This is a genomic window from Lentibacillus cibarius (assembly GCF_005887555.1).
GTDB classification, from domain to species: domain Bacteria; phylum Bacillota; class Bacilli; order Bacillales; family Amphibacillaceae; genus Lentibacillus; species Lentibacillus cibarius.
In genome coordinates this window covers 1,992,742-2,014,796 of the sequence record NZ_VCIA01000001.1, presented here as the reverse complement: position 1 = coordinate 2,014,796, position 22,055 = coordinate 1,992,742, and the positions used below count along the sequence as shown (strand labels likewise).

General features: G+C 46.2%; 13 protein-coding genes, 9 tRNA genes, 4 rRNA genes and 1 pseudogene. All 27 read right to left on the bottom strand.

Annotated elements, in window-relative coordinates; genetic code table 11:
• Window positions 1–110 precede the first annotated feature (110 nt).
• Window positions 111–1,676, bottom strand: a 16S ribosomal RNA gene (locus FFL34_RS09620).
• Between the two features lie 169 nt (window positions 1,677–1,845).
• Window positions 1,846–1,921 (bottom strand) — tRNA-Ala (locus FFL34_RS09615).
• A gap of 4 nt (window positions 1,922–1,925) precedes the next feature.
• A tRNA-Pro gene (locus tag FFL34_RS09610) sits at window positions 1,926–2,002 on the bottom strand.
• 6 nt (window positions 2,003–2,008) lie between these two features.
• A tRNA-Arg gene (locus tag FFL34_RS09605) sits at window positions 2,009–2,085 on the bottom strand.
• A 6-nt stretch (window positions 2,086–2,091) separates the two neighbouring features.
• Window positions 2,092–2,178, bottom strand: a tRNA-Leu gene (locus FFL34_RS09600).
• 21 nt (window positions 2,179–2,199) lie between these two features.
• A tRNA-Gly gene (locus tag FFL34_RS09595) sits at window positions 2,200–2,274 on the bottom strand.
• Between the two features lie 19 nt (window positions 2,275–2,293).
• Window positions 2,294–2,378, bottom strand: a tRNA-Leu gene (locus FFL34_RS09590).
• A 7-nt stretch (window positions 2,379–2,385) separates the two neighbouring features.
• A tRNA-Lys gene (locus FFL34_RS09585) sits at window positions 2,386–2,458 on the bottom strand.
• Between the two features lie 7 nt (window positions 2,459–2,465).
• A tRNA-Thr gene (locus FFL34_RS09580) sits at window positions 2,466–2,541 on the bottom strand.
• Window positions 2,542–2,574: 33 nt separating this feature from the next.
• Window positions 2,575–2,650, bottom strand: a tRNA-Val gene (locus FFL34_RS09575).
• A 13-nt stretch (window positions 2,651–2,663) separates the two neighbouring features.
• Window positions 2,664–2,779, bottom strand: a 5S ribosomal RNA gene (rrf, locus tag FFL34_RS09570).
• Window positions 2,780–2,910: 131 nt separating this feature from the next.
• Window positions 2,911–5,829: ribosomal RNA gene (locus tag FFL34_RS09565) — 23S ribosomal RNA — on the bottom strand.
• A 238-nt stretch (window positions 5,830–6,067) separates the two neighbouring features.
• Window positions 6,068–7,633 (bottom strand): 16S ribosomal RNA (locus tag FFL34_RS09560).
• Together the 16S, 23S and 5S rRNA genes with 9 tRNA genes alongside form the textbook arrangement of a ribosomal RNA operon.
• A gap of 683 nt (window positions 7,634–8,316) precedes the next feature.
• Window positions 8,317–9,798 (bottom strand): lysine--tRNA ligase, encoded by a 1,482-nt coding sequence (lysS, locus tag FFL34_RS09555; RefSeq protein ID WP_138603260.1) that lies wholly within the window; start codon window positions 9,796–9,798, stop codon window positions 8,317–8,319.
• A gap of 223 nt (window positions 9,799–10,021) precedes the next feature.
• Complete coding sequence (locus FFL34_RS09550; RefSeq protein WP_138603259.1) at window positions 10,022–10,246, bottom strand: helix-turn-helix domain-containing protein; 225 nt, start codon at window positions 10,244–10,246, stop codon at window positions 10,022–10,024.
• Window positions 10,216–10,728, bottom strand: coding sequence for a 2-amino-4-hydroxy-6-hydroxymethyldihydropteridine diphosphokinase (gene folK / locus FFL34_RS09545; protein WP_138603258.1), 513 nt, complete (start codon window positions 10,726–10,728; stop codon window positions 10,216–10,218). The genes FFL34_RS09550 and folK overlap by 31 nt, the downstream gene beginning before the upstream one ends.
• Window positions 10,725–11,090: a dihydroneopterin aldolase gene (folB, locus tag FFL34_RS09540; RefSeq protein WP_138603257.1), complete on the bottom strand. Its 366-nt coding sequence runs from the start codon at window positions 11,088–11,090 to the stop codon at window positions 10,725–10,727. Before folB ends, folK begins: the two co-directional genes overlap by 4 nt.
• Window positions 11,083–11,916, bottom strand: a complete 834-nt coding sequence (gene folP / locus FFL34_RS09535; RefSeq protein ID WP_138603256.1) for a dihydropteroate synthase — start codon at window positions 11,914–11,916, stop codon at window positions 11,083–11,085. The genes folB and folP overlap by 8 nt, the downstream gene beginning before the upstream one ends.
• Before the next feature lie 244 nt (window positions 11,917–12,160).
• Window positions 12,161–13,084 carry a cysteine synthase A gene (gene cysK, locus FFL34_RS09530; protein WP_138603255.1) on the bottom strand — a complete coding sequence of 308 codons (924 nt, stop codon included), beginning with the start codon at window positions 13,082–13,084 and terminating at the stop codon, window positions 12,161–12,163.
• An 88-nt stretch (window positions 13,085–13,172) separates the two neighbouring features.
• On the bottom strand, window positions 13,173–14,069 hold the full coding sequence (locus FFL34_RS09525) for a peptidylprolyl isomerase (protein WP_138603254.1): 897 nt from the start codon (window positions 14,067–14,069) through the stop codon (window positions 13,173–13,175).
• 18 nt (window positions 14,070–14,087) lie between these two features.
• Window positions 14,088–14,966 (bottom strand): Hsp33 family molecular chaperone HslO, encoded by an 879-nt coding sequence (hslO, locus tag FFL34_RS09520; RefSeq protein ID WP_138603253.1) that lies wholly within the window; start codon window positions 14,964–14,966, stop codon window positions 14,088–14,090.
• 38 nt (window positions 14,967–15,004) lie between these two features.
• Window positions 15,005–15,781: a type III pantothenate kinase gene (locus FFL34_RS09515; protein WP_138603252.1), complete on the bottom strand. Its 777-nt coding sequence runs from the start codon at window positions 15,779–15,781 to the stop codon at window positions 15,005–15,007.
• A 271-nt stretch (window positions 15,782–16,052) separates the two neighbouring features.
• Window positions 16,053–18,058, bottom strand: a pseudogene (ftsH, locus tag FFL34_RS09510) (ATP-dependent zinc metalloprotease FtsH).
• Between the two features lie 157 nt (window positions 18,059–18,215).
• Window positions 18,216–18,758 carry a hypoxanthine phosphoribosyltransferase gene (gene hpt, locus FFL34_RS09505; protein WP_138603251.1) on the bottom strand — a complete coding sequence of 181 codons (543 nt, stop codon included), beginning with the start codon at window positions 18,756–18,758 and terminating at the stop codon, window positions 18,216–18,218.
• Window positions 18,759–18,768: 10 nt separating this feature from the next.
• Complete coding sequence (gene tilS, locus FFL34_RS09500) at window positions 18,769–20,154, bottom strand: tRNA lysidine(34) synthetase TilS (RefSeq protein WP_138603250.1); 1,386 nt, start codon at window positions 20,152–20,154, stop codon at window positions 18,769–18,771.
• Between the two features lie 134 nt (window positions 20,155–20,288).
• Window positions 20,289–21,224 carry a serine/threonine protein kinase gene (locus FFL34_RS09495; RefSeq protein WP_138603249.1) on the bottom strand — a complete coding sequence of 312 codons (936 nt, stop codon included), beginning with the start codon at window positions 21,222–21,224 and terminating at the stop codon, window positions 20,289–20,291.
• The gene (locus FFL34_RS09490) at window positions 21,187–21,927 is read right to left on the bottom strand and encodes a VWA domain-containing protein (protein ID WP_138603248.1); all 741 of its coding nucleotides are present in this window, start codon (window positions 21,925–21,927) and stop codon (window positions 21,187–21,189) included. The genes FFL34_RS09495 and FFL34_RS09490 overlap by 38 nt, the downstream gene beginning before the upstream one ends.
• Between the last annotated feature and the right edge of the window lie 128 nt (window positions 21,928–22,055).

Here is a 22,055-nt window from a genome sequence, read left to right as displayed (position 1 = left end):
TCACTCCCTCAAAACTGAACCAAACAACCGAGTATGACTTTTATAATCTAACTTCAATGTCTACCGATAGTATATCGATGACAAGAAGCTTCCGTTTATATATTCCTTAGAAAGGAGGTGATCCAGCCGCACCTTCCGATACGGCTACCTTGTTACGACTTCACCCCAATCATTGGCCCCACCTTCGGCGGCTGGCTCCAAATGGTTACCTCACCGACTTCGGGTGTTGCCAACTCTCGTGGTGTGACGGGCGGTGTGTACAAGGCCCGGGAACGTATTCACCGCGGCATGCTGATCCGCGATTACTAGCGATTCCGGCTTCATACAGGCGAGTTGCAGCCTGCAATCCGAACTGAGAATGGTTTTATGGGATTTGCTTCACCTCACGGATTCGCTTCCCTTTGTTCCATCCATTGTAGCACGTGTGTAGCCCAGGTCATAAGGGGCATGATGATTTGACGTCATCCCCGCCTTCCTCCGGTTTGTCACCGGCAGTCACCTTAGAGTGCCCAACTGAATGCTGGCAACTAAGATCAAGGGTTGCGCTCGTTACGGGACTTAACCCAACATCTCACGACACGAGCTGACGACAACCATGCACCACCTGTCACTCTGTCCCCGAAGGGAACACGGTATCTCTACCGCTGTCAGAGGATGTCAAGACCTGGTAAGGTTCTTCGCGTTGCTTCGAATTAAACCACATGCTCCACCGCTTGTGCGGGCCCCCGTCAATTCTTTTGAGTTTCAGCCTTGCGGCCGTACTCCCCAGGCGGAGTGCTTAATGCGTTAACTTCAGCACAAAGGGGCGGAAACCCCCTAACACCTAGCACTCAACGTTTACGGCGTGGACTACCAGGGTATCTAATCCTGTTCGCTACCCACGCTTTCGCGCCTCAGCGTCAGTTACAGACCAGAGAGTCGCCTTCGCCACTGGTGTTCCTCCACATCTCTACGCATTTCACCGCTACACGTGGAATTCCACTCTCCTCTTCTGCACTCAAGCCTCCCAGTTTCCAATGACCGCTCGCGGTTAAGCCACGAGATTTCACATCAGACTTAAAAGACCGCCTGCGCGCGCTTTACGCCCAATAATTCCGGACAACGCTTGCCCCCTACGTATTACCGCGGCTGCTGGCACGTAGTTAGCCGGGGCTTTCTGGTCAGGTACCGTCAAGGCATCGCCCTATTCGAACAATGCTTGTTCTTCCCTGGCAACAGAGTTTTACGATCCGAAGACCTTCATCACTCACGCGGCGTTGCTCCGTCAGACTTTCGTCCATTGCGGAAGATTCCCTACTGCTGCCTCCCGTAGGAGTCTGGGCCGTGTCTCAGTCCCAGTGTGGCCGATCACCCTCTCAGGTCGGCTACGCATCGTCGCCTTGGTGAGCTTTTACCTCACCAACTAACTAATGCGCCGCGGGCCCATCTGTAAGTGGCAGCTAAAAGCCGCCTTTTAGCTTTCTCCCATGCGAGAAAAAGTATCATCCGGTATTAGCTCACGTTTCCGCGAGTTATCCCGATCTTATAGGTAGGTTGCCCACGTGTTACTCACCCGTCCGCCGCTCGTTCCACAGGCGCATGCCCCGAAGGGCAATTGCCTGCTTCCCGCGCTCGACTTGCATGTATTAGGCACGCCGCCAGCGTTCGTCCTGAGCCAAGATCAAACTCTCAAAAAAGTTTGTGATAAGACTGACACCAATCAGTCTTCATGTCTTAGCTTTAAAATTAATTCAGGGGATTGAAGTCTTCATTAAATCAAATGATTTAAAATCTGACTCCTCACCTCTGACATCTTTTGTCATACTGGCTGTTTTGTTCAGTTTTCAAAGAGCGAATCATCAAATATGGTGGAGCCTAGCGGGATCGAACCGCTGACCTCCTGCGTGCAAAGCAGGCGCTCTCCCAGCTGAGCTAAGGCCCCACAATGGTCGGGAAGACAGGATTTGAACCTGCGACCCCATGGTCCCAAACCATGTGCTCTACCAAGCTGAGCTACTTCCCGTTAATATGGTGCGCCCGAGAGGAGTCGAACCCCTAGCCTTTTGATCCGTAGTCAAACGCTCTATCCAATTGAGCTACGGGCGCCTCTGATGCCGAGGGCCGGACTCGAACCGGCACGGTAGTAGACCTACCGCAGGATTTTAAGTCCTGTGCGTCTGCCAATTCCGCCACCCCGGCGCGGTTTTACATGGCATATTATGGAGCGGAAGACGGGATTCGAACCCGCGACCCCCACCTTGGCAAGGTGGTGTTCTACCACTGAACTACTTCCGCAAATGGCAATGTTATTAAGTGGTGCGGGCGGAGGGACTTGAACCCTCACGTCGTAAGACACTAGATCCTAAATCTAGCGCGTCTGCCGATTCCGCCACACCCGCAAAAAGGTGAGCCATGGAGGATTCGAACCTCCGACCCTCTGATTAAAAGTCAGATGCTCTGCCAGCTGAGCTAATGGCTCTAATGTATGGTGCCGGCCAGAGGACTTGAACCCCCAACCTACTGATTACAAGTCAGTTGCTCTACCAGTTGAGCTAGGCCGGCATAATATGGCTTGTCTATAACTGTTCACTATAATGGTGGAGGATGCAGGGTTCGAACCTGCGACCCCTTGCTTGTAAGGCAAGTGCTCTCCCGGCTGAGCTAATCCTCCAAACAGAGTATATGCCTGGCAGCGTCCTACGCTTGCAGGGGCAAGGCCCCAACTACCATCGGCGCTGGAGAGCTTAACTGCTGTGTTCGGCATGGGAACAGGTGTGTCCTCTCCGCCATCGCCACCAGACATGTTGGAATGTTGTTAGTCACTATATTTAAAGACAAGAACTATTATAGCATTTTCTTCGGAAAATGCAAGGGTTTTTTTACATTTACACCCTAAAAACTAAATAAGAGTGTGATTCAACGACCATAGTAGTAGTTAAGTCCTCGATCGATTAGTATCCGTCAGCTCCACGTGTCACCACGCTTCCACCTCGGACCTATCAACCTCATCGTCTCTGAGGGATCTTACTCACTCGAAGTGATGGGAAGTTTCATCTTGAGGGGGGCTTCATGCTTAGATGCTTTCAGCACTTATCCTTACCACACGTAGCTACCCAGCTGTGCTCCTGGCGGAACAACTGGTACACCAGCGGTGTGTCCATCCCGGTCCTCTCGTACTAAGGACAGCTCCTCTCAAACTTCCAGCGCCCACGACGGATAGGGACCGAACTGTCTCACGACGTTCTGAACCCAGCTCGCGTACCGCTTTAATGGGCGAACAGCCCAACCCTTGGGACCGACTACAGCCCCAGGATGCGATGAGCCGACATCGAGGTGCCAAACCTCCCCGTCGATGTGAACTCTTGGGGGAGATAAGCCTGTTATCCCCGGGGTAGCTTTTATCCGTTGAGCGATGGCCCTTCCATGCGGAACCACCGGATCACTAAGCCCGACTTTCGTCCCTGCTCGACTTGTAGGTCTCGCAGTCAAGCTCCCTTGTGCCTTTACACGCCATGAATGATTTCCAACCATTCTGAGGGAACCTTTGGGCGCCTCCGTTACTTTTTGGGAGGCGACCGCCCCAGTCAAACTGCCTGCCTGAAACTGTCTCCGGGCCGGATGACGGCCCTGGGTTAGAATGTTCGTACAGCCAGGGTGGTATCCCACGGGTGCCTCCGCGTAAGCTAGCGCTCACGCTTCGACGGCTCCCACCTATCCTGTACAAGCTGTACCAACATTCAATATCAAGGTGCAGTAAAGCTCCACGGGGTCTTTCCGTCCTGTCGCGGGTAATGCGCATCTTCACGCATAGTATAATTTCACCGGGTCTCTCGTTGAGACAGTGCCCAAGTCGTTGCACCTTTCGTGCGGGTCGGAACTTACCCGACAAGGAATTTCGCTACCTTAGGACCGTTATAGTTACGGCCGCCGTTTACTGGGGCTTCGGTTCAACGCTTCGCCCGAAGGCTAACGCATCCCCTTAACCTTCCAGCACCGGGCAGGTGTCAGCCCCTATACTTCGCCTTTCGGCTTCGCAGAGACCTGTGTTTTTGGTAAACAGTCGCTTGGGCCTATTCACTGCGGCTCAGACTCAGCCTGAGCACCCCTTCTCCCTAGGTTACGGGGTCATTTTGCCGAGTTCCTTAACGAGAGTTCTCCCGATCACCTTCGGATATTCTCCGCGCCTACCTGTGTCGGTTTGCGGTACGGGCACCTGTGAACTCACTAGAGGCTTTTCTTGGCAGTGTGGAATCCGGAACTTCGGTCACAATTGACCTCCCCATCACAGCTTGGAATTATTGGACGGATTTGCCTGCCCAACTTCCTCACTGCTTGGACGCACACTTCCAATGGTGCGCTTTCCATATCCTGCTGCGTCCCCCCATCGTTCAAATGCTCACGAGGTGGTACAGGAATATCTGCCTGTTATCCATCGCCTACGCCTTTCGGCCTCGGCTTAGGTCCCGACTAACCCTGAGCGGACGAGCCTTCCTCAGGAATCCTTAGGCATTCGGTGAAAGAGATTCTCACTCTTTTTTCGCTACTCATACCGGCATTCTCACTTCCAGGCGCTCCACCAGTCCTCACGGTCTGACTTCACAGCACCTGGAACGCTCTCCTACCATTGTTCGTAAGAACAATCCGCAGCTTCGGTGATACGTTTAGCCCCGGTACATTTTCGGCGCAGCGTCACTCGACCAGTGAGCTATTACGCACTCTTTAAATGATGGCTGCTTCTAAGCCAACATACTGGTTGTCTGGGCAACGCCACATCCTTTTCCACTTAACGTATACTTAGGGACCTTAGCTGGCGGTCCGGGCTGTTTCCCTTTCGACTATGAACCTTATCACCCATAGTCTGACTCCCAAGGTTTCACGTTGCTGGCATTCGGAGTTTGACTGAATTCGGTAACCCGATAAGGGCCCCTCGTCCAATCAGTGCTCTACCTCCAGAACGTATACCTTGAGGCTAGCCCTAAAGCTATTTCGGAGAGAACCAGCTATCTCCGTGTTCGATTGGCATTTCACCCCTACCCACACCTCATCCCCGCATTTTTCAACATACGTGGGTTCGGGCCTCCTGTCAGTGTTACCTGACCTTCACCCTGGACATGGGTAGATCACACGGTTTCGGGTCTGCGCCCGTATACTTCATCGCCCTGTTCAGACTCGCTTTCGCTGCGGCTCCGTGTCTTCCACTTAACCTTGCATACGAACGCAACTCGCCGGTCCATTCTACAAAAGGTACGCCGTCACCCATAAATGGGCTCCGACTACTTGTAGGCACACGGTTTCAGGTTCTATTTCACTCCCCTTCCGGGGTGCTTTTCACCTTTCCCTCACGGTACTGGTTCACTATCGGTCACTGGGTAGTATTTAGCCTTGGGAGATGGTCCTCCCGGATTCCGACGGAATTTCTCGTGTTCCGCCGTACTCAGGATCCACTCCGGAGGAAACTGCCTTTCGACTACAGGGCTCTTACCTTCTTTGGCCGGCCATTCCAGGCCATTTCGTCTAAGCAGTTTCTTGATAACTCCGATGGAGTGTCCTACAACCCCGAAAAGCAAGCTTTTCGGTTTGGGCTGGTTCCGTTTCGCTCGCCGCTACTCAGGAAATCGCGTTTGCTTTCTCTTCCTCCGGGTACTGAGATGTTTCAGTTCCCCGGGTTTGCCTTGCGTATCCTATGTATTTAGATACGCATACTATCCCATTACGGACAGCGGGTTCCCCCATTCGGAAATCCCCGAATCACAGTTTGCTTACAACTCCCCGAGGCATATCGGTGTTAGTCCCGTCCTTCATCGGCTCCCAGTGCCAAGGCATTCACCGTGCGCCCTTGATCACTTAACTATTAATCCAGCTTCAGCTCCTATAAACAGTCGCTTAAGCTTTTTGCTTGATGTCGTTGAATACTTTACTCTTATTTAGTTTTCAAGGTGCAAATAACGCCACCATATATGGTGGGCTACAATGAGGGTTCACTCCCTCAAAACTGAACCAAACAACCGAGTATGACTTTTATAATCTAACTTCAATGTCTACCGATAGTATATCGATGACAAGAAGCTTCCGTTTATATATTCCTTAGAAAGGAGGTGATCCAGCCGCACCTTCCGATACGGCTACCTTGTTACGACTTCACCCCAATCATTGGCCCCACCTTCGGCGGCTGGCTCCAAATGGTTACCTCACCGACTTCGGGTGTTGCCAACTCTCGTGGTGTGACGGGCGGTGTGTACAAGGCCCGGGAACGTATTCACCGCGGCATGCTGATCCGCGATTACTAGCGATTCCGGCTTCATACAGGCGAGTTGCAGCCTGCAATCCGAACTGAGAATGGTTTTATGGGATTTGCTTCACCTCACGGATTCGCTTCCCTTTGTTCCATCCATTGTAGCACGTGTGTAGCCCAGGTCATAAGGGGCATGATGATTTGACGTCATCCCCGCCTTCCTCCGGTTTGTCACCGGCAGTCACCTTAGAGTGCCCAACTGAATGCTGGCAACTAAGATCAAGGGTTGCGCTCGTTACGGGACTTAACCCAACATCTCACGACACGAGCTGACGACAACCATGCACCACCTGTCACTCTGTCCCCGAAGGGAACACGGTATCTCTACCGCTGTCAGAGGATGTCAAGACCTGGTAAGGTTCTTCGCGTTGCTTCGAATTAAACCACATGCTCCACCGCTTGTGCGGGCCCCCGTCAATTCTTTTGAGTTTCAGCCTTGCGGCCGTACTCCCCAGGCGGAGTGCTTAATGCGTTAACTTCAGCACAAAGGGGCGGAAACCCCCTAACACCTAGCACTCAACGTTTACGGCGTGGACTACCAGGGTATCTAATCCTGTTCGCTACCCACGCTTTCGCGCCTCAGCGTCAGTTACAGACCAGAGAGTCGCCTTCGCCACTGGTGTTCCTCCACATCTCTACGCATTTCACCGCTACACGTGGAATTCCACTCTCCTCTTCTGCACTCAAGCCTCCCAGTTTCCAATGACCGCTCGCGGTTAAGCCACGAGATTTCACATCAGACTTAAAAGACCGCCTGCGCGCGCTTTACGCCCAATAATTCCGGACAACGCTTGCCCCCTACGTATTACCGCGGCTGCTGGCACGTAGTTAGCCGGGGCTTTCTGGTCAGGTACCGTCAAGGCATCGCCCTATTCGAACAATGCTTGTTCTTCCCTGACAACAGAGTTTTACGATCCGAAGACCTTCATCACTCACGCGGCGTTGCTCCGTCAGACTTTCGTCCATTGCGGAAGATTCCCTACTGCTGCCTCCCGTAGGAGTCTGGGCCGTGTCTCAGTCCCAGTGTGGCCGATCACCCTCTCAGGTCGGCTACGCATCGTCGCCTTGGTGAGCTTTTACCTCACCAACTAACTAATGCGCCGCGGGCCCATCTGTAAGTGGCAGCTAAAAGCCGCCTTTTAGCTTTCTCCCATGCGAGAAAAAGTATCATCCGGTATTAGCTCACGTTTCCGCGAGTTATCCCGATCTTATAGGTAGGTTGCCCACGTGTTACTCACCCGTCCGCCGCTCGTTCCACAGGCGCATGCCCCGAAGGGCAATTGCCTGCTTCCCGCGCTCGACTTGCATGTATTAGGCACGCCGCCAGCGTTCGTCCTGAGCCAAGATCAAACTCTCAAAAAAGTTTGTGATAAGACTGACACCAATCAGTCTTCATGTCTTAGCTTTAAAATTAATTCAGGGGATTGAAGTCTTCATTAAATCAAATGATTTAAAATCTGACTCCTTACCTCTGACATCTTTTGTCATACTGGCTGTTTTGTTCAGTTTTCAAAGAGCGAATCTTTACCGGCGCTTTCGCCGAGTCAACTTTTTCATTTTAACAATTAATTAAGTTGGTGTCAACAATTGATTTATTTAATTTGTTTTGTTGAAAAAGCGACTTTATTAATATATCACTTTGTAGAAACAAAGTCAATAACTTTTTTTAAATGATTTGTCGTCTTCGTTTTTTATCGCATCTGTTGTGCGACGTTTAATAATTTATCATGTTTATTACCCGAAATCAAGAGATATTAAACGAAAAATTTATTGGTTTTTTTATCCAGTTATTTATAACACTCATTTCTCTTGTATAGCCGGTTTTTTCTACCCAACAAGGCCACAGATACCCCGGCAAAATTCCGGAAAGGGTATACAAACATTAATAATAATCTGCCCGCACAAGATACTAGACAACAAAGGATAATCCAGTACAGAACTTTCATAACAAGTTCTGTACTGGAAACCTGGTCTCATCAATTAATTTCATTGATGGAACGTTAACGAATCTATTCTTATTCTTCACCAACTGTAATATAAAAATACTATTTGTTGCGCATTTGTGGGAATAATAACACATCCCTGATTGACGGGGAATTGGTTAGTAGCATCACCAAACGGTCAATCCCTATCCCAAGACCACCTGTTGGGGGCATGCCATACTCCAGCGCTTCCAGAAAATCTTCATCCATCAAGTGTGCTTCATCATTACCTGCATCCCGCTCTTTTACTTGTGCTTCAAACCGTTCACGCTGGTCAATTGGATCATTTAATTCACTGAAGGCATTGGCATGTTCACGCCCAACAATGAACAATTCAAACCGGTCTGTGAATCGGTCGTCATCTTGATTACGTTTTGCCAATGGTGAAATTTCTACTGGGTGTCCATAAATAAATGTCGGCTGAATTAGCTTTTCTTCCACCTTTTGCTCAAAGAATTCATTGACTATGTGTCCATATGTCATATTGTCCTGGATAGCAACACCATGTTCAGCGGCGAGTTGTTTCACTTCACTATCACTCATCTCCGGCCAAAGGTCTACTCCAGTATATTCTTTGATTGCATCGACGATATGCAGTCGTTTCCACCCCGGTGCCAAATTGATTTCATAATCATCATACGTGACTGTAGAATCAGAAAGTACGTCTCCAGCTATATGGGCAATCAAATTTTCAGTCAGTGTCATAATATCATGAAAATCGGCATATGCTTCGTATAGTTCCATCATGGTGAATTCTGGATTATGGCGTGTGGATACACCTTCATTACGGAAGACGCGACCAATTTCATATACCTTCTCCAAACCACCGACAATCAGACGCTTTAGGTGCAATTCAATTGCTATCCGCATATACAGCGGTATATCTAACGCATTGTGGTGTGTGACAAACGGTCGTGCGGAAGCTCCACCTGGAATGCCGTGCATCATCGGTGTTTCAACTTCCAGAAAACCTTGCCCATCTAGGAAACTGCGCATAGATCGGATGATTTTACTGCGTAGGATAAATGTCTCTTTGCTATTTGGGTTGGTTATAAGGTCCAGATAGCGTTGACGATAACGCTGTTCAACATCCTTCAGACCATGATATTTTTCAGGAAGCGGACGCAGTGATTTCGTCAACAATGTGAATTCGACAGCTTTTACGGAAAGTTCACCAACTTTCGTCCGGAACATGTTACCTGTTACACCGACAATATCCCCCATATCAGCAGATTGGAAGATTTCATACGCCTCTTCACCGACCGTGTCTTTGCGTACATAAATCTGTATCTGCCCACTAAGGTCCTGAACATGGGCAAAGCCTGCCTTCCCTTTGCCACGTTTAGTCATCATGCGCCCTGCAATGGTCACCTTATCCGTTTTTTCTTCTAGTTCCTCTTTGGTAAATTGGTCATATGCGACAAACAGGTCTTCTGCCAAATGTGTACGGTCGAATTTACCACCGAATGGATCTACATTTTTCTCCTGATACATGGCAAGCTTCTCCCGCCGCGCCCGCATATGATCATTTAATTCTTCTGACACAATTATCACTCCAACTATTCATTTTTCTTACGTTGTTTAACCTTTCATGCTATGCCTTTAGTAAGTATAAAAGAAAACCAAACGACTTTCATCCTTGGCGTTTTCGCGGCTTCCGGCAATAGTGGATTACCAGTCCAAACTTGTAGCCCCCTAGGATTAAGGGACACTGCTTAAAAACCTTCAATCTCATGTATGTGACGTGTCCCGCCAATCTTAAACGTCGCTATTTCTCCCTTTCTTCTTTGGCGTTGTTTATAAGTTCCTTACTGGGTATTTGTAGGTGGCTAGCGATTTGTTCCAACTGTTCAGGTAATGGTTCTCTTTCTGCACGTTCAATTTTACCAAGTGTGCTAATAGGGAGATTCAATTTTTTAGCGAATGCTACCTGTGTGTATCCTTTTAATTTGCGGAACGCCTTTATTCTTCTGCCGACCCTTTCTCTGTCCATCGTGTTACACCCTTTATATCGCTTTCAGGAAGTGCTTCTATATATTCGGAAATACGCTTTCCTTTTGGTGGTAAGGTTAAATCAGAAGCGATTTCACTAAGCGGGATAAGAACAAATGCCCGCTCATGCATACGCGGATGTGGCAACGTCAATCGTTCTGTTTGTCTATTTTCTTGATTATAAACTAAAATGTCAAGGTCAAGTGTACGGGGGCCGAACCTTATCCCCCGCTTCCGATTGAGTTGCTTTTCGATATGCTGACAAAGATCCAAAAGTGCTATCGGGGTAAGCGAAGTCTCTATTTCCATCACCATGTTCAAAAAATCATCCTGTTCAGTATAACCGACTGGTGCTGTCTGGTATATGGACGACGTCTTGGTGACGGTCAATCGGGAGTCGTTTTCCAATAAATTTAGTGCACTTTTTAGATAGTTTTCCCTTGGTTCGATATTTGACCCTGATGCTAGGTAAACCCTATTCATTCATTTCGCCTCCGGAAAATTTCTGCCGCCACTGACTGATAATGACCTGGTATCGGTGGATCGGGCTTCGTAATACGAATAAGACAGGCATCCAATAATGCAAATGACTGGAATAATTGGACAGAAATCGTTTCGGCCAGGGCTTCAAGCAAATTTATCGATTTCCCTTCCATGACCGCCTTTATTACATGATATACAGCACCATAATCGATGGAGTCGTTCATGTCATCTGACCTACCAGCCCTTTTTAAGTCTGCATGCAACTCCACGTCAACGAAAAAACGCTGGCCAAGCTTCTTTTCTTCCTGAAAGAGGCCATGATAACCGTAAAATGCCAGCTGATTCATAAGTATTTTATCCATTACTTTTCACTTCTCGTTTAAAAAGCATCGCATCCATCATTCTTGCCAATTCAACATTTAATTGAACATTGTGTACACGGACAATTTGTATACCCTTTGTAATGCCTAGACATGTCGTTGCTCCCGTGCCATTGTCCCGTTCGGCTGCCGGTAAATCCAAAATGTTACCGATAAACGATTTGCGTGATGTTCCTAGCAAAATCGGATATCCAAGTTCAGAAAAATCCTCTAAATGATTCATGACAGTAAGATTATCATCAGGTGTTTTGGCAAAACCAATACCAGGATCGAGAATAATGTTATCAGGGGAAACACCAGCATTAAGGGCAATAGTAATACTTTCCTGCAAATCATGTTTCATGTCATCAATGATAGACATATAGTCCTTGTTCGTCCGGTTATGCATTAAAATAATTGGTGCGTTGTATGCTGCTGCAATCTTGGCAATCTCAGGTTCTCGTTTGGCACCCCAAACATCATTAATAATCTCAGCGCCTGCTTCAAGAGCCTGACGTGCAGTTTCCGCCTTATATGTATCAATCGATATAGGGATCGTTACATGCTCTTTAACAGCACGAACCATCGGAATTACCCGATCAAGCTCGTCTTGCAATGAGACTGGTTCATGATCCGGTCGTGTCGATTCCCCACCAATATCAATCATATCCGCCCCTTGCTTTTCCATTAACGTCGCTTGTTCAATAGCTTGATCCACCGTTGTGTAATTTCCACCATCGGAAAAGGAATCAGGGGTTATATTCAATATGCCCATCACATGTGTTCGCTCGGATAGGTTATATGTTTTCGTTTGTGTCACGAGTTCCATAATTGACCCTTCTTTCATTATCCAATTTCACTATTTAAGTTTGTTCAACCCTATCGTACCACAGCCTAAAGAAAAGCCCAAGCAAGCACCATGAAGAATATACCCTGTCTAATCATTCTGCTTCTAATGATACTTAGGCACTAACTAAAAGTGAACAGTTTAGCGGCCCCCTGAAGTCGATAAAAAGTGTCATATGAAAACCGGCACCGTATCAACGGCGCCGGTTCCATACAATTGGTCCTTATCAGTCATCATATCGATACAGTGGGGTGGACAAATACCGCTCCCCATTATCAGGGATGATAGCGAGCACCTTTTTGCCTTTGCCCAGCTTTTTAGCAACTTTTTTAGCCGCGGCTATGGCAGCACCGGATGAAATTCCGCCAAGTATACCTTCCATCTTAGCTACTTCACGTGACGTTTTAAATGATTCCTCGTTGGAAATACGGATCACATCATCATAAATAGATGTATTCAACGTATCTGGCACGAATCCTGCGCCGAGTCCCTGAATCTTATGTGGGCCCGGGGTATCACCTGACAGCACAGCTGAATCATCCGGCTCAACTGCATACAGTTGAATATCATTAAAATGTTGCTTTAGCACCTTGCCAGCACCGGTAATTGTTCCACCAGTACCAATTCCGGAAACAAACGCATCAAGGCCATCGCTCATTTGTTTGACTATTTCATTCCCAGTTGTACGTGCATGCACTTCTGGATTCGCCTCGTTACTGAATTGTTGCGGCATAAAATAACCGTGTTCTTGTTGGAGCTCCTCCGCCTTATTAATTGCACCTTTCATTGCATCGGCACCAGGGGTCAGCACAAGCTCTGCCCCGTAGGCACGTAGTAGGTTACGGCGTTCCTGGCTCATTGTATCCGGCATGACTAATATGGCCTTATAACCTTTAGCCGCAGCAACCATTGCTAACCCAATTCCAGTATTCCCGCTTGTTGGTTCAACGATGGTGTCACCTGCTTTTAGTTTGCCTTCCTTCTCAGCAGCCTCAATCATGGATAAAGCAATTCGGTCCTTCACTGAGCTACCCGGGTTCATGAATTCCAGCTTTACATAAATATCCGCACTGTCATCATCGACAGAACGATTCAGTTTGACAACCGGTGTATCCCCAATCAGTTCTGCAATATTATCAGCAACTTTCATGTGGTGCCCTCCTAAAACATAGTAATTTCATAGGATTTATATACAATATAATATGACTAAGTTCATAAAATGTCAATAAAAACAGTAGTCAATTATCGTATACCCATTCAACCTTCAATTCATTCCAAAGTGACGCAGCTGATGGCGACTGATCTAACTCATCCATTGCCAATTCCCGCTCCACATATGGCTTTATTTCTTGGTATGTAAATGCAATCGAAGGCAGTTTGCGGTGAAGAAAAATGATGGCTACTCCGTCTGCACGCCTAATAGGTTCACTATATGTTCGTTCCTTCATGTCTTCAGCAACTGTTAAATAACTTGCAGGTATTGACGGGCTTGCATCGACAAAGAAACCAAGGTATCCCCCATCATGTTTTGTATCCTTGTCGATAGAATATTTCTCCGCAAGCAAATCAAACTGAGCACCATCTTTCAATTTGTCCCTTATCTTTTCCGCTGTTTTCAGGTCGTTGACGACAATATGGGAAAGTTGTATGGATGATTTAAAGTCGTATTGGTTACGGTATTTATTATAGTACGTTCGCACCTTTTCCTCAGGTATTTGTACATCGCTCGTCAGCAGTGCTTCCAGCTGATAGCGGTATAAAATATCCTTGCGCCACTTTTTTTCTTTTCTGCTTAATGTCTTATCGGTCATAACCCCTTGTGTCGTTGTCAAAAGCGACATTTCCCGGGCAATCACCTTTTCACTTATATCGATATCGTGCTTCTTAGCAAGTTGCTGGACAACCTCATGATTAATCATCTTTTTCAACTGCGCTTTTCCGTAATCTTCCCTTAGTGATGCTATCCATTCATCATACGGGATTTCATTGTCACCTATTACTGCAGCAGGCTCCGACTTATTAATGGCTGTACTGCTGTTCAACCGAACGTTTTTATTTTGATTCAAAACAATCAGCGTCGCAATATTGGTTACAAGCAGTACAACCAGCATCCCCCATAGAAGTTTCCTATTCATGGGCAACTCCTTTCCGCTTTACGCTTGGGCTGACTGCTTCAGTTCTTCTAATTCCTCTTCCGTAAACTGATAAACTTCATTACAAAAATGACAGGTTGCCTCGGCACCGTGGTCTTCATCAATCATGCTCTGGATTTCTTCTTTACCTAATCCGATTAACGCCCGTTGCAGCCGCTCTCTTGAACACTTACACTGAAACCGCACTGGCAAGCGGCCTTGAATTTTTACATCATCCTTCTTAAAAAGTCGTTCAAGAATTTGTTCCGGTGAAGCTCCTTCTCTGATTAACTGGGAGATAGGGGGAAGTGCCCCGATTCTTTCCTCGACCCGCTGAATGATCTCATTATCAGCACCAGGCATCACTTGGACAACAAAGCCACCAGAAGCAAGGATGGTATGATCGGGATTGACTAGTACACCAGCACCAACTGCAGAAGGGATTTGCTCCGAGTTAGCAAAGTAGTAAGTGAAATCCTCTCCAATTTCACCAGAAACAATTGGCACATTACCGGTGAAATAGTCCTTAAGACCAAGATCCTTTACAACACTGATGTTACCTTCCCCAACAGCACGTGCCACATCCAGTTTTCCCTGTGCATTCAATTCAAAGTCCACATGTGGGTTCATCACATATCCGCGTACATCACCAGTTGCATCACTGTCGGCGATGATTGCACCGATAGGGCCATTTCCTTCCACTTTGACAGTGAGTGAGTCGTCATCTTTCATCATCGCACCCATCATTGCGCTAATAGTAATCGTGCGCCCGAGAGCTGCTGATGCAGTCGCCCACGTATCCTGCCTAATTTGTGCTTCCTTTACCGTATTTGTCGAGTTAATGGCATACGCACGAATCGAGCCATCATACACCGTTGACTTCACTAAATAATCCTTCATGATGCATTCATCTCCTTTAATGGTATGTTACTTCCAGTTCACTCCTGATGATGATTGATGGAATACAATTTTCGTAAGCCTTTTAGTGTCAAATGCTTGTCCGCGTAATCAATCGTTTCCGACTGATCAGCAATTAACGGCGCGAGTCCGCCTGTTGCAATTACTGTTGGATTTGTTTTCATTTCCTGTTTCATCCGGTTCACGATACCGTCTACCTGTGCAACATACCCATAAAATAAGCCAGATTCCATTGCTTCAACCGTTGAGCTTCCTATAACTTTCTCCGGTGCTTGAATCTCTATTTTCGGAAGCTTCGATGCCTTCTGGTACAGTGCCTCCAATGATATTTGGATACCCGGGGCAATTAGACCGCCTTGATATGCCGCATCACTGTTAATACAGCAATACGTCGTGGCAGTGCCAAAGTCAATGATGACCAGCGGCGCCCCGTATTCGTCAATCGCACTTACAGCATTAACGATGCGGTCAGCACCGATTTCTTCCGGATTGGGATAGGTCATTTTCAACTGCGTATGGGCTGTTTCTTTTCCAATAATAATTGGTTCTAAGTTAAAGTATTTTGCACACATTTTTTCCAATGCAAACATGATAGGTGGTACAACAGATGATATGGCAACCCCACTAATATCCGACAGTGCGATCTGCTCATACGCCAACAATGATTTTATCAGCATCGCAAACTCATCCTCTGTTTTATGCCGATCGGTTTTAATGCGCCATTCATGAATCAATGTATCTCCATCAAACACACCTATTACTGTGTTTGTATTTCCTGCATCAAGCACAAAAAGCATTTATGACCAAACCTTCCTTTAAGAAGTTGTTCAAACCTTTTTCTATCTTTTTACTATATCATAAAGTGAAGCTGCAATCAGTTGCAATTTTTATCTATCACTGGTTGTTAGTTGAATGAATCCGGCATTTCGACGCACAGGAGCTGCTAGTGCAGGCGTTGTCACAGGACGTGATGAATTTAGCATGCCGATGAACAGGCTTTCCTAGGGGGAGGGAGGGGCCTTTGAAAAATAACACAGCCTCCCATAATTATGAGAGGCTGTTAGTTGTTTATTCTTTTTTCTCGTCGGATTCAGATGAGGAGTCAACATTTTCATCATTGTCATTATGCTTTTCTTGAAATTTATCTTCTTCTTTCTTTTTTGCTTCCTCATAAGATTCCGGTTTCGGCTCATCATCATCTTTGGAATGGATATTTACTTTGACATCCGAGTTTTTCTCGTCGTCCTTTACAGGCTCCGGCAAAACACCATCTTTTAACAATGATTTAATCTGTCGTTTGTCCAGTGTTTCCACTTCCAGTAATGTCTGTGCCATCAGTTCTAGCTTATCTTTATGCTCTGTAAGAATGGATTTAGCACGGTCATAGCAGTAATTAATAAAGCTTTGCATTTCTTGATCAATTTCATAGGCAATTGTATCACTGTAATTCTGTTCGTTCTGGATATCACGGCCAAGGAACACTTGCCCGCCACCGCTTGTAAACTGCAACGGCCAATCTTATCACTCATACCGTATTCGGTAATCATTTTGCGTACAATGTTGGTTGCCTGCTGAAAGTCATTATGGGCTCCTGTGCTTACTTCACCGAACATGATTTCTTCAGCTACACGTCCACCTAACAAGCCGGTGACTTTATCAAATAACTCCGGTTTCGTTATGAAGGATCGATCTTCTTTCGGTAGCATAACGGCATAGCCGCCTGCCTGACCGCGCGGGATAATCGTTACTTTATGGACTTCATCGGCATTATCAAGTACCATGCCAATAATCGTATGTCCGCTTTCATGGTGGGCAACAATATCGCGTTCTTTTTTCGAAATAACCTTGCTTTTCTTGGCAGGTCCAACAATAACCCGATCAATTGCCTCATCAATATCGTCCATATCAATTTTTTCCTTATCGAAACGTGCTGCAACAAGTGCTGCTTCATTCAGCAAGTTCTCCAAGTCGGCACCTGAGAATCCGGGTGTTCGCATCGCGACTGTCCTAAGTTCAACTGTGTCATCCAACGGTTTTTCTTTCGCATGTACCGCTAATACTTCTTCACGGCCTTTCACGTCAGGACGGTTAACGGTGATTTGACGGTCAAAACGTCCTGGTCTTAAAAGGGCCGGGTCAAGAATGTCCGGACGGTTAGTTGCAGCGATAATGATGATACCTTCATTCACACCGAAGCCGTCCATTTCAACAAGTAACTGGTTCAGTGTCTGCTCACGCTCATCATGGCCACCACCAAGACCAGCACCGCGCTGACGCCCAACTGCGTCAATTTCATCAATAAATACGATACATGGTGCATTTTTCTTCGCGTTTTCAAACAAGTCACGTACACGGGATGCACCGACACCAACAAACATTTCCACAAAGTCTGAACCACTGATGGAAAAGAAAGGTGTTCCAGCTTCCCCTGCAACTGCACGCGCAAGCAATGTTTTACCCGTTCCAGGAGGGCCTACGAGTAATACCCCTTTCGGAATGCGGGCACCAACGCTTGAGAATTTGCGGGGATCTTTCAAAAAGTCAACAACTTCAACAAGTTCTTGCTTCTCTTCGTCCGCACCGGCTACATCCTTAAAGCGAACTTTTTTCTTATCATCACTTACCATTTTGGCTTTGCTTTTGCCAAAGTTCATGACGCGGCCGCCACCGCCGCCTTGTGCCTGACTAAGGATGAAGAAGAAAAACAGACCCAATATAAGAAACGGAATAATCGTTGTTAAAAAGGTTACCCATCCACTTGGTTGTTCCTCTTCATTCACATTTAGCGTGCTTTGCTCTGCGGCTGTTTCTGTAATATTTGCAATAATCTCCGGGTTATCCGGAACTTGCGCAATAAACGCATCATTGTCACCGGTATTACCGGTAATACGCATGATTCCATTTGATGGCTGCATCGTCATTTCAACGATTTCACCATTATTTAGTGCATTCATGAATTCCTGTACGTTAAATTGTTCTCGTTGTTCATTCGGTCCTTTAAATACTCCTATGACGCCAATGACGACTAAGAATATTAATAAGTAAAAGATGACATTACGAAATATCCGGTTCATTCCTTACCTCCTCCAAAGCGGGAAAACTACAACCAATACTATCATACGGAAAAGAATTGGTACAACTAATTTCACTTGTATGTTTCATTTATTTAATTATTCCTGTTTTCCCATTTATATAAGGATTTTATGCAATGTTGTCCAGTTGAATCACCATTTATTTACCACCGTAGATTTCCGGTTTTAAAACACCTATATAAGGCAAGTTACGATACCTCTCCTGATAGTCGAGCCCGTACCCAACAACAAATTCATTGGGGACCTTAAACCCAGCCAAGTCGGCTTTAATATAAGATGTGCGCCTGGAGGGTTTATCAAGCAGTGTGACAATTTTTATGGAATTAGCCTTCCGATACTTAAATAAATCCACCAGATAACTCAATGTAAGACCACTGTCAATGATATCCTCAATAATAAGCAAGTCACGGCCTTCTACCTTCGTATCCAGATCTTTAATAATTTTCACTTCACCGGATGAACGCATTTGGCCGTCATAACTCGATACATCCATAAAGTCCATTTCAAGATATGTATGGATATACCGCAATACATCGGACATAAATGGCAGGGCACCTTTAAGCACACCAATTGCCAAGGGAAATTTCCCTTCGTATTCTTTTGTCAGCTGCTCCCCCAATTCCGCACATTTAGCGGTAATTTCTTCTTCCGTAATCAAAACCTTTTCAATATCGTTATGCATGATGCCCCTCCTATTGTTTTCTCTCATAACTTAGTTGGATGAATGGACCGTCTTCCGTTTGCTCTGGAGGCAACCCCTTTTTTAAACCGGCCAGCCATAATACATTACCATTATTATCAGTTACAACCGGCCATGTATCCCTTTCATTTAATGGAACTTTAGCGTCAATGAATATATCCTTTATTTTTTTACTTCCATTCAACCCGTTCCAGCGCATCCGATCTCCAGCCTGGCGTGTTCGTATATGTAAAGGCAATGCGACCGATGCCCTATAGCAAGTATATACTTTTTTGCCTTCTGTTTCAGGGCAATTCGTGTAGTTTGCAGTAACGCGCCATCCGTTTGGAAGCTCTACTTCCCCCGGCACATCCAACAAAAAATCGTACGTTAATACGTGCTCATCCCGAAAGTGAAATAGCATCGTTTCATAATTACGTTCCACCTTCAGCTTTTGCGGAAAATGGAGCTTTATGTTCCCACTACTCTCTTTCATCATCGCAAAAAGTTGTTCCTCGTGGACGTATGATAGTTTCTTCGGATAATCTTCATACAGATAATTTAATATTAGATGAATAAAACGTCTTTGTAAAGAACGAGGGTAGTTATAAAAGGCAGAAACGGAAAAAGAAACCGACTTTTCTCCCTCACTGACGACAACAATTTCTTTGAACATCTGCTCCGCCTTAGTCGTCAGAAATGCCTCATCATCTTGAATGGATTCACTAAGATGTTGTATTGTCCTGTGTAAATTACTGTTCTTTTCTTTTAATAGCGGAAGAACAAGGTTACGATAATAATTGCGTGTGTATGTATTTTCACAATTGGAGGGGTCACGTCTTGGTATGATGGACCATTCTTGGCAATAGCGCTCGATTTCTTCTTTTGTCACACATAGCAACGGCCGGACGATGTGACCCTTGGCGAACGCACGCTGCATGGGTATCCCTTTTAAAGACGTTACATTTGCCGAATGCGCAAGACCCATGAGCATCGTCTCTGCCTGATCATCGCCATGATGGCCTAGTGCCAGATAGTCTGCCTGGAATCTATCCATCTCTTTCTCAAAAAATGCATAACGGAGGTGTCGGGAAGCAACCTGTGTTCCCAAGTTTTCCATTTCCTTATAGGCGGTTACATCTAAAGTGTCTTCTGTCAATTCAATCCCCCAAGCATGGCAGACCCTTCTAACATAGGCAACATCCTCACGTGATTCGTTACCTCGCAGCTGGTGATCGGCGGTTGCAGCAATAACTCGGATATTCCACACATTGCTAAATCGTTGGAGAAAGTGAAGCAGTGCCATCGAATCCGGACCGCCGGAAACACCGACTAATACAGTCGAACCTTTTTTCAGCAATTGGTTTTTTTCAATGAATGCACGAACGCTTGAATCCATCGCTTTCCATCCCCTATCAGCTCCCAGTAGACCCGCTACATGGAAGTTTACTGATTTGTTTTCTAATAACGCTCCTATTTGTCTTATCCTATCACAATTCGATAATCTGACAAATCGTTAGGTTATATGCTTTTCTATGGCAATAACAAGGAGGATAAATAATAAAACAACGCAAGCAGCAGAATGCCACTTCCCTCCGCTAGCGGTGCACCTTTAACGGAAGCGGTAGGCTTGTTTAACGTTTGACGCTGACCATCCATTGCAGTTATAACACGCATTAGCTCTTTTTTCATCTGAGCGCTTGACTGATACTGCCCGAGCAAAGCCTTTTTAAGACAATTTCGGTAGATACGCAGCTCTTTTGCGTCTTGCAATTTTTTAAATAGGGTTGCTTTCGGATTGGACCCTTTCTCAAAACGAGTCGGGTAGCAGACAGTTAAAAATACCATCACCAGTGCAAAAAGATCATAGCTTGGTTCCGCACGTCTTGATCCCATTCCCCAATAGCCCCTATCATAGAATTCAGTGTACTCCTTGATTGCCCTACCTATTTGCGTCGTACCCCCAACGTCAATCCAGCGAACTCTTGGTGGAGAAGAAACTACAATAAGGTTTTCCGGTTTGAAATCGCCAAATACCCACCCGGATTGATGCAGGTTTTCCAAATCATCTAGTAGCTGCAGCATTAAAACACCTGCCCATTCATGACCGCGGCGTTTAATAAAGCTGCCTAATGACTCTCCGTCGAGATATTCCATGACATAAAAGGTATACTTATGATTAGAGGAAACCTCCCAATCATCTACATCCAGTAAAGAAGGTCCAAGACGATTGCCTTGAACCTTCTCTAGCGATTTGAGCACATTCACTTCCACGGTCATAGATGCAGCACTGTCACTAATCTTCAACGCTACATAGCTGCCGTTTTGTTCACAGAGATAGACAGTACCGACTGCACCCCTGCCGAGTCTCTTTTTTATGACATACCGCTTCTGGTGCCACTTGCCGGTTATGACTGTCCCTGGTCGTATATTAATGCCCTGCTTCTTCCATGCCTGGTTCATCTTCATCCCTCAAGCTCCTTAATAAGCCCTTCTTGCCAAATTGGTACATTGCTTCTCGTATTGCTGGACCCGTTGGCGTTATACCACCACTGGACAGTTTTGGGAAAACGCTGGAGATAGAATCAAGTTTCGGAGACCAGTCCAACACTTTCTCCATTTCCTTGCGTCTCCCTGGAAAATGATAAATACAGAAACGATTGCGGCCAATCCGGGCATTCAGACTAATCGACAAGTCAACCAGCGCTTCTTTGACTGTTGGAAGTTTATCATGCATGCTGGCACTTGTATCGACCAATATAAGAACCTCCAAATCGCACGTTTCACCCATGTCTTCCACAACTTCCATAATCTCCCCACGTTTATCAGGCTCAATCTCTTCCAGATCCTTTTCCGGACCGAGAATCTGCTTCAATTCCTGATTGACAAATCCTTGAATGGTCTGGGTCATCGCCTGCTTCGTTACCATCTGAACCGTTTGGGATAAGGCCTGCTTGTAAACAATCTGACTAAGACCGCCGCCAGAGTTTGCAATATCTTCTACTTCCTGCAATCCCTCAGGTTCTTCTGTCTGATCATCATCGAGAATACCAATTACATTGACAGCGATACCCTGCTGCTGGGCCAATGCTGCTGTAACGGAAGGATCTTCCCCTTTATTGGAACAGCCATCGGTAATCAGCAAGATTTGTTTCAATGTTCCCTTTTTCACCTAGCATACCTCCCTGTTGAATCCACTATCATCATCGACACAAACAGGGAACAATATACATGTGGCCTGCTATTAAAAAACAGCCCGATGAAAACCGCCATTTGCGGACACATCGGACTGCCTCGACC

Bases quoted from the DNA above. Each gene is read 5' to 3' on its own strand.
- folP (WP_138603256.1), bottom strand. From the start codon at position 11,916: ATGGAACTCGTGACACAAACGAAAACATATAACCTATCCGAGCGAACA.
- folB (WP_138603257.1), bottom strand. From the start codon at position 11,090: ATGGATAAAATACTTATGAATCAGCTGGCATTTTACGGTTATCATGGC.
- hslO (WP_138603253.1), bottom strand. From the start codon at position 14,966: ATGAAGGATTATTTAGTGAAGTCAACGGTGTATGATGGCTCGATTCGT.
- tilS (WP_138603250.1), bottom strand. From the start codon at position 20,154: ATGGATTCAAGCGTTCGTGCATTCATTGAAAAAAACCAATTGCTGAAA.
- folK (WP_138603258.1), bottom strand. From the start codon at position 10,728: ATGAATAGGGTTTACCTAGCATCAGGGTCAAATATCGAACCAAGGGAA.
- hpt (WP_138603251.1), bottom strand. From the start codon at position 18,758: ATGCATAACGATATTGAAAAGGTTTTGATTACGGAAGAAGAAATTACC.
- FFL34_RS09495 (WP_138603249.1), bottom strand. From the start codon at position 21,224: ATGAAGATGAACCAGGCATGGAAGAAGCAGGGCATTAATATACGACCA.
- cysK (WP_138603255.1), bottom strand. From the start codon at position 13,084: ATGAAAGTTGCTGATAATATTGCAGAACTGATTGGGGATACACCGGTT.
- FFL34_RS09515 (WP_138603252.1), bottom strand. From the start codon at position 15,781: ATGCTTTTTGTGCTTGATGCAGGAAATACAAACACAGTAATAGGTGTG.
- FFL34_RS09525 (WP_138603254.1), bottom strand. From the start codon at position 14,069: ATGAATAGGAAACTTCTATGGGGGATGCTGGTTGTACTGCTTGTAACC.
- FFL34_RS09550 (WP_138603259.1), bottom strand. From the start codon at position 10,246: ATGGACAGAGAAAGGGTCGGCAGAAGAATAAAGGCGTTCCGCAAATTA.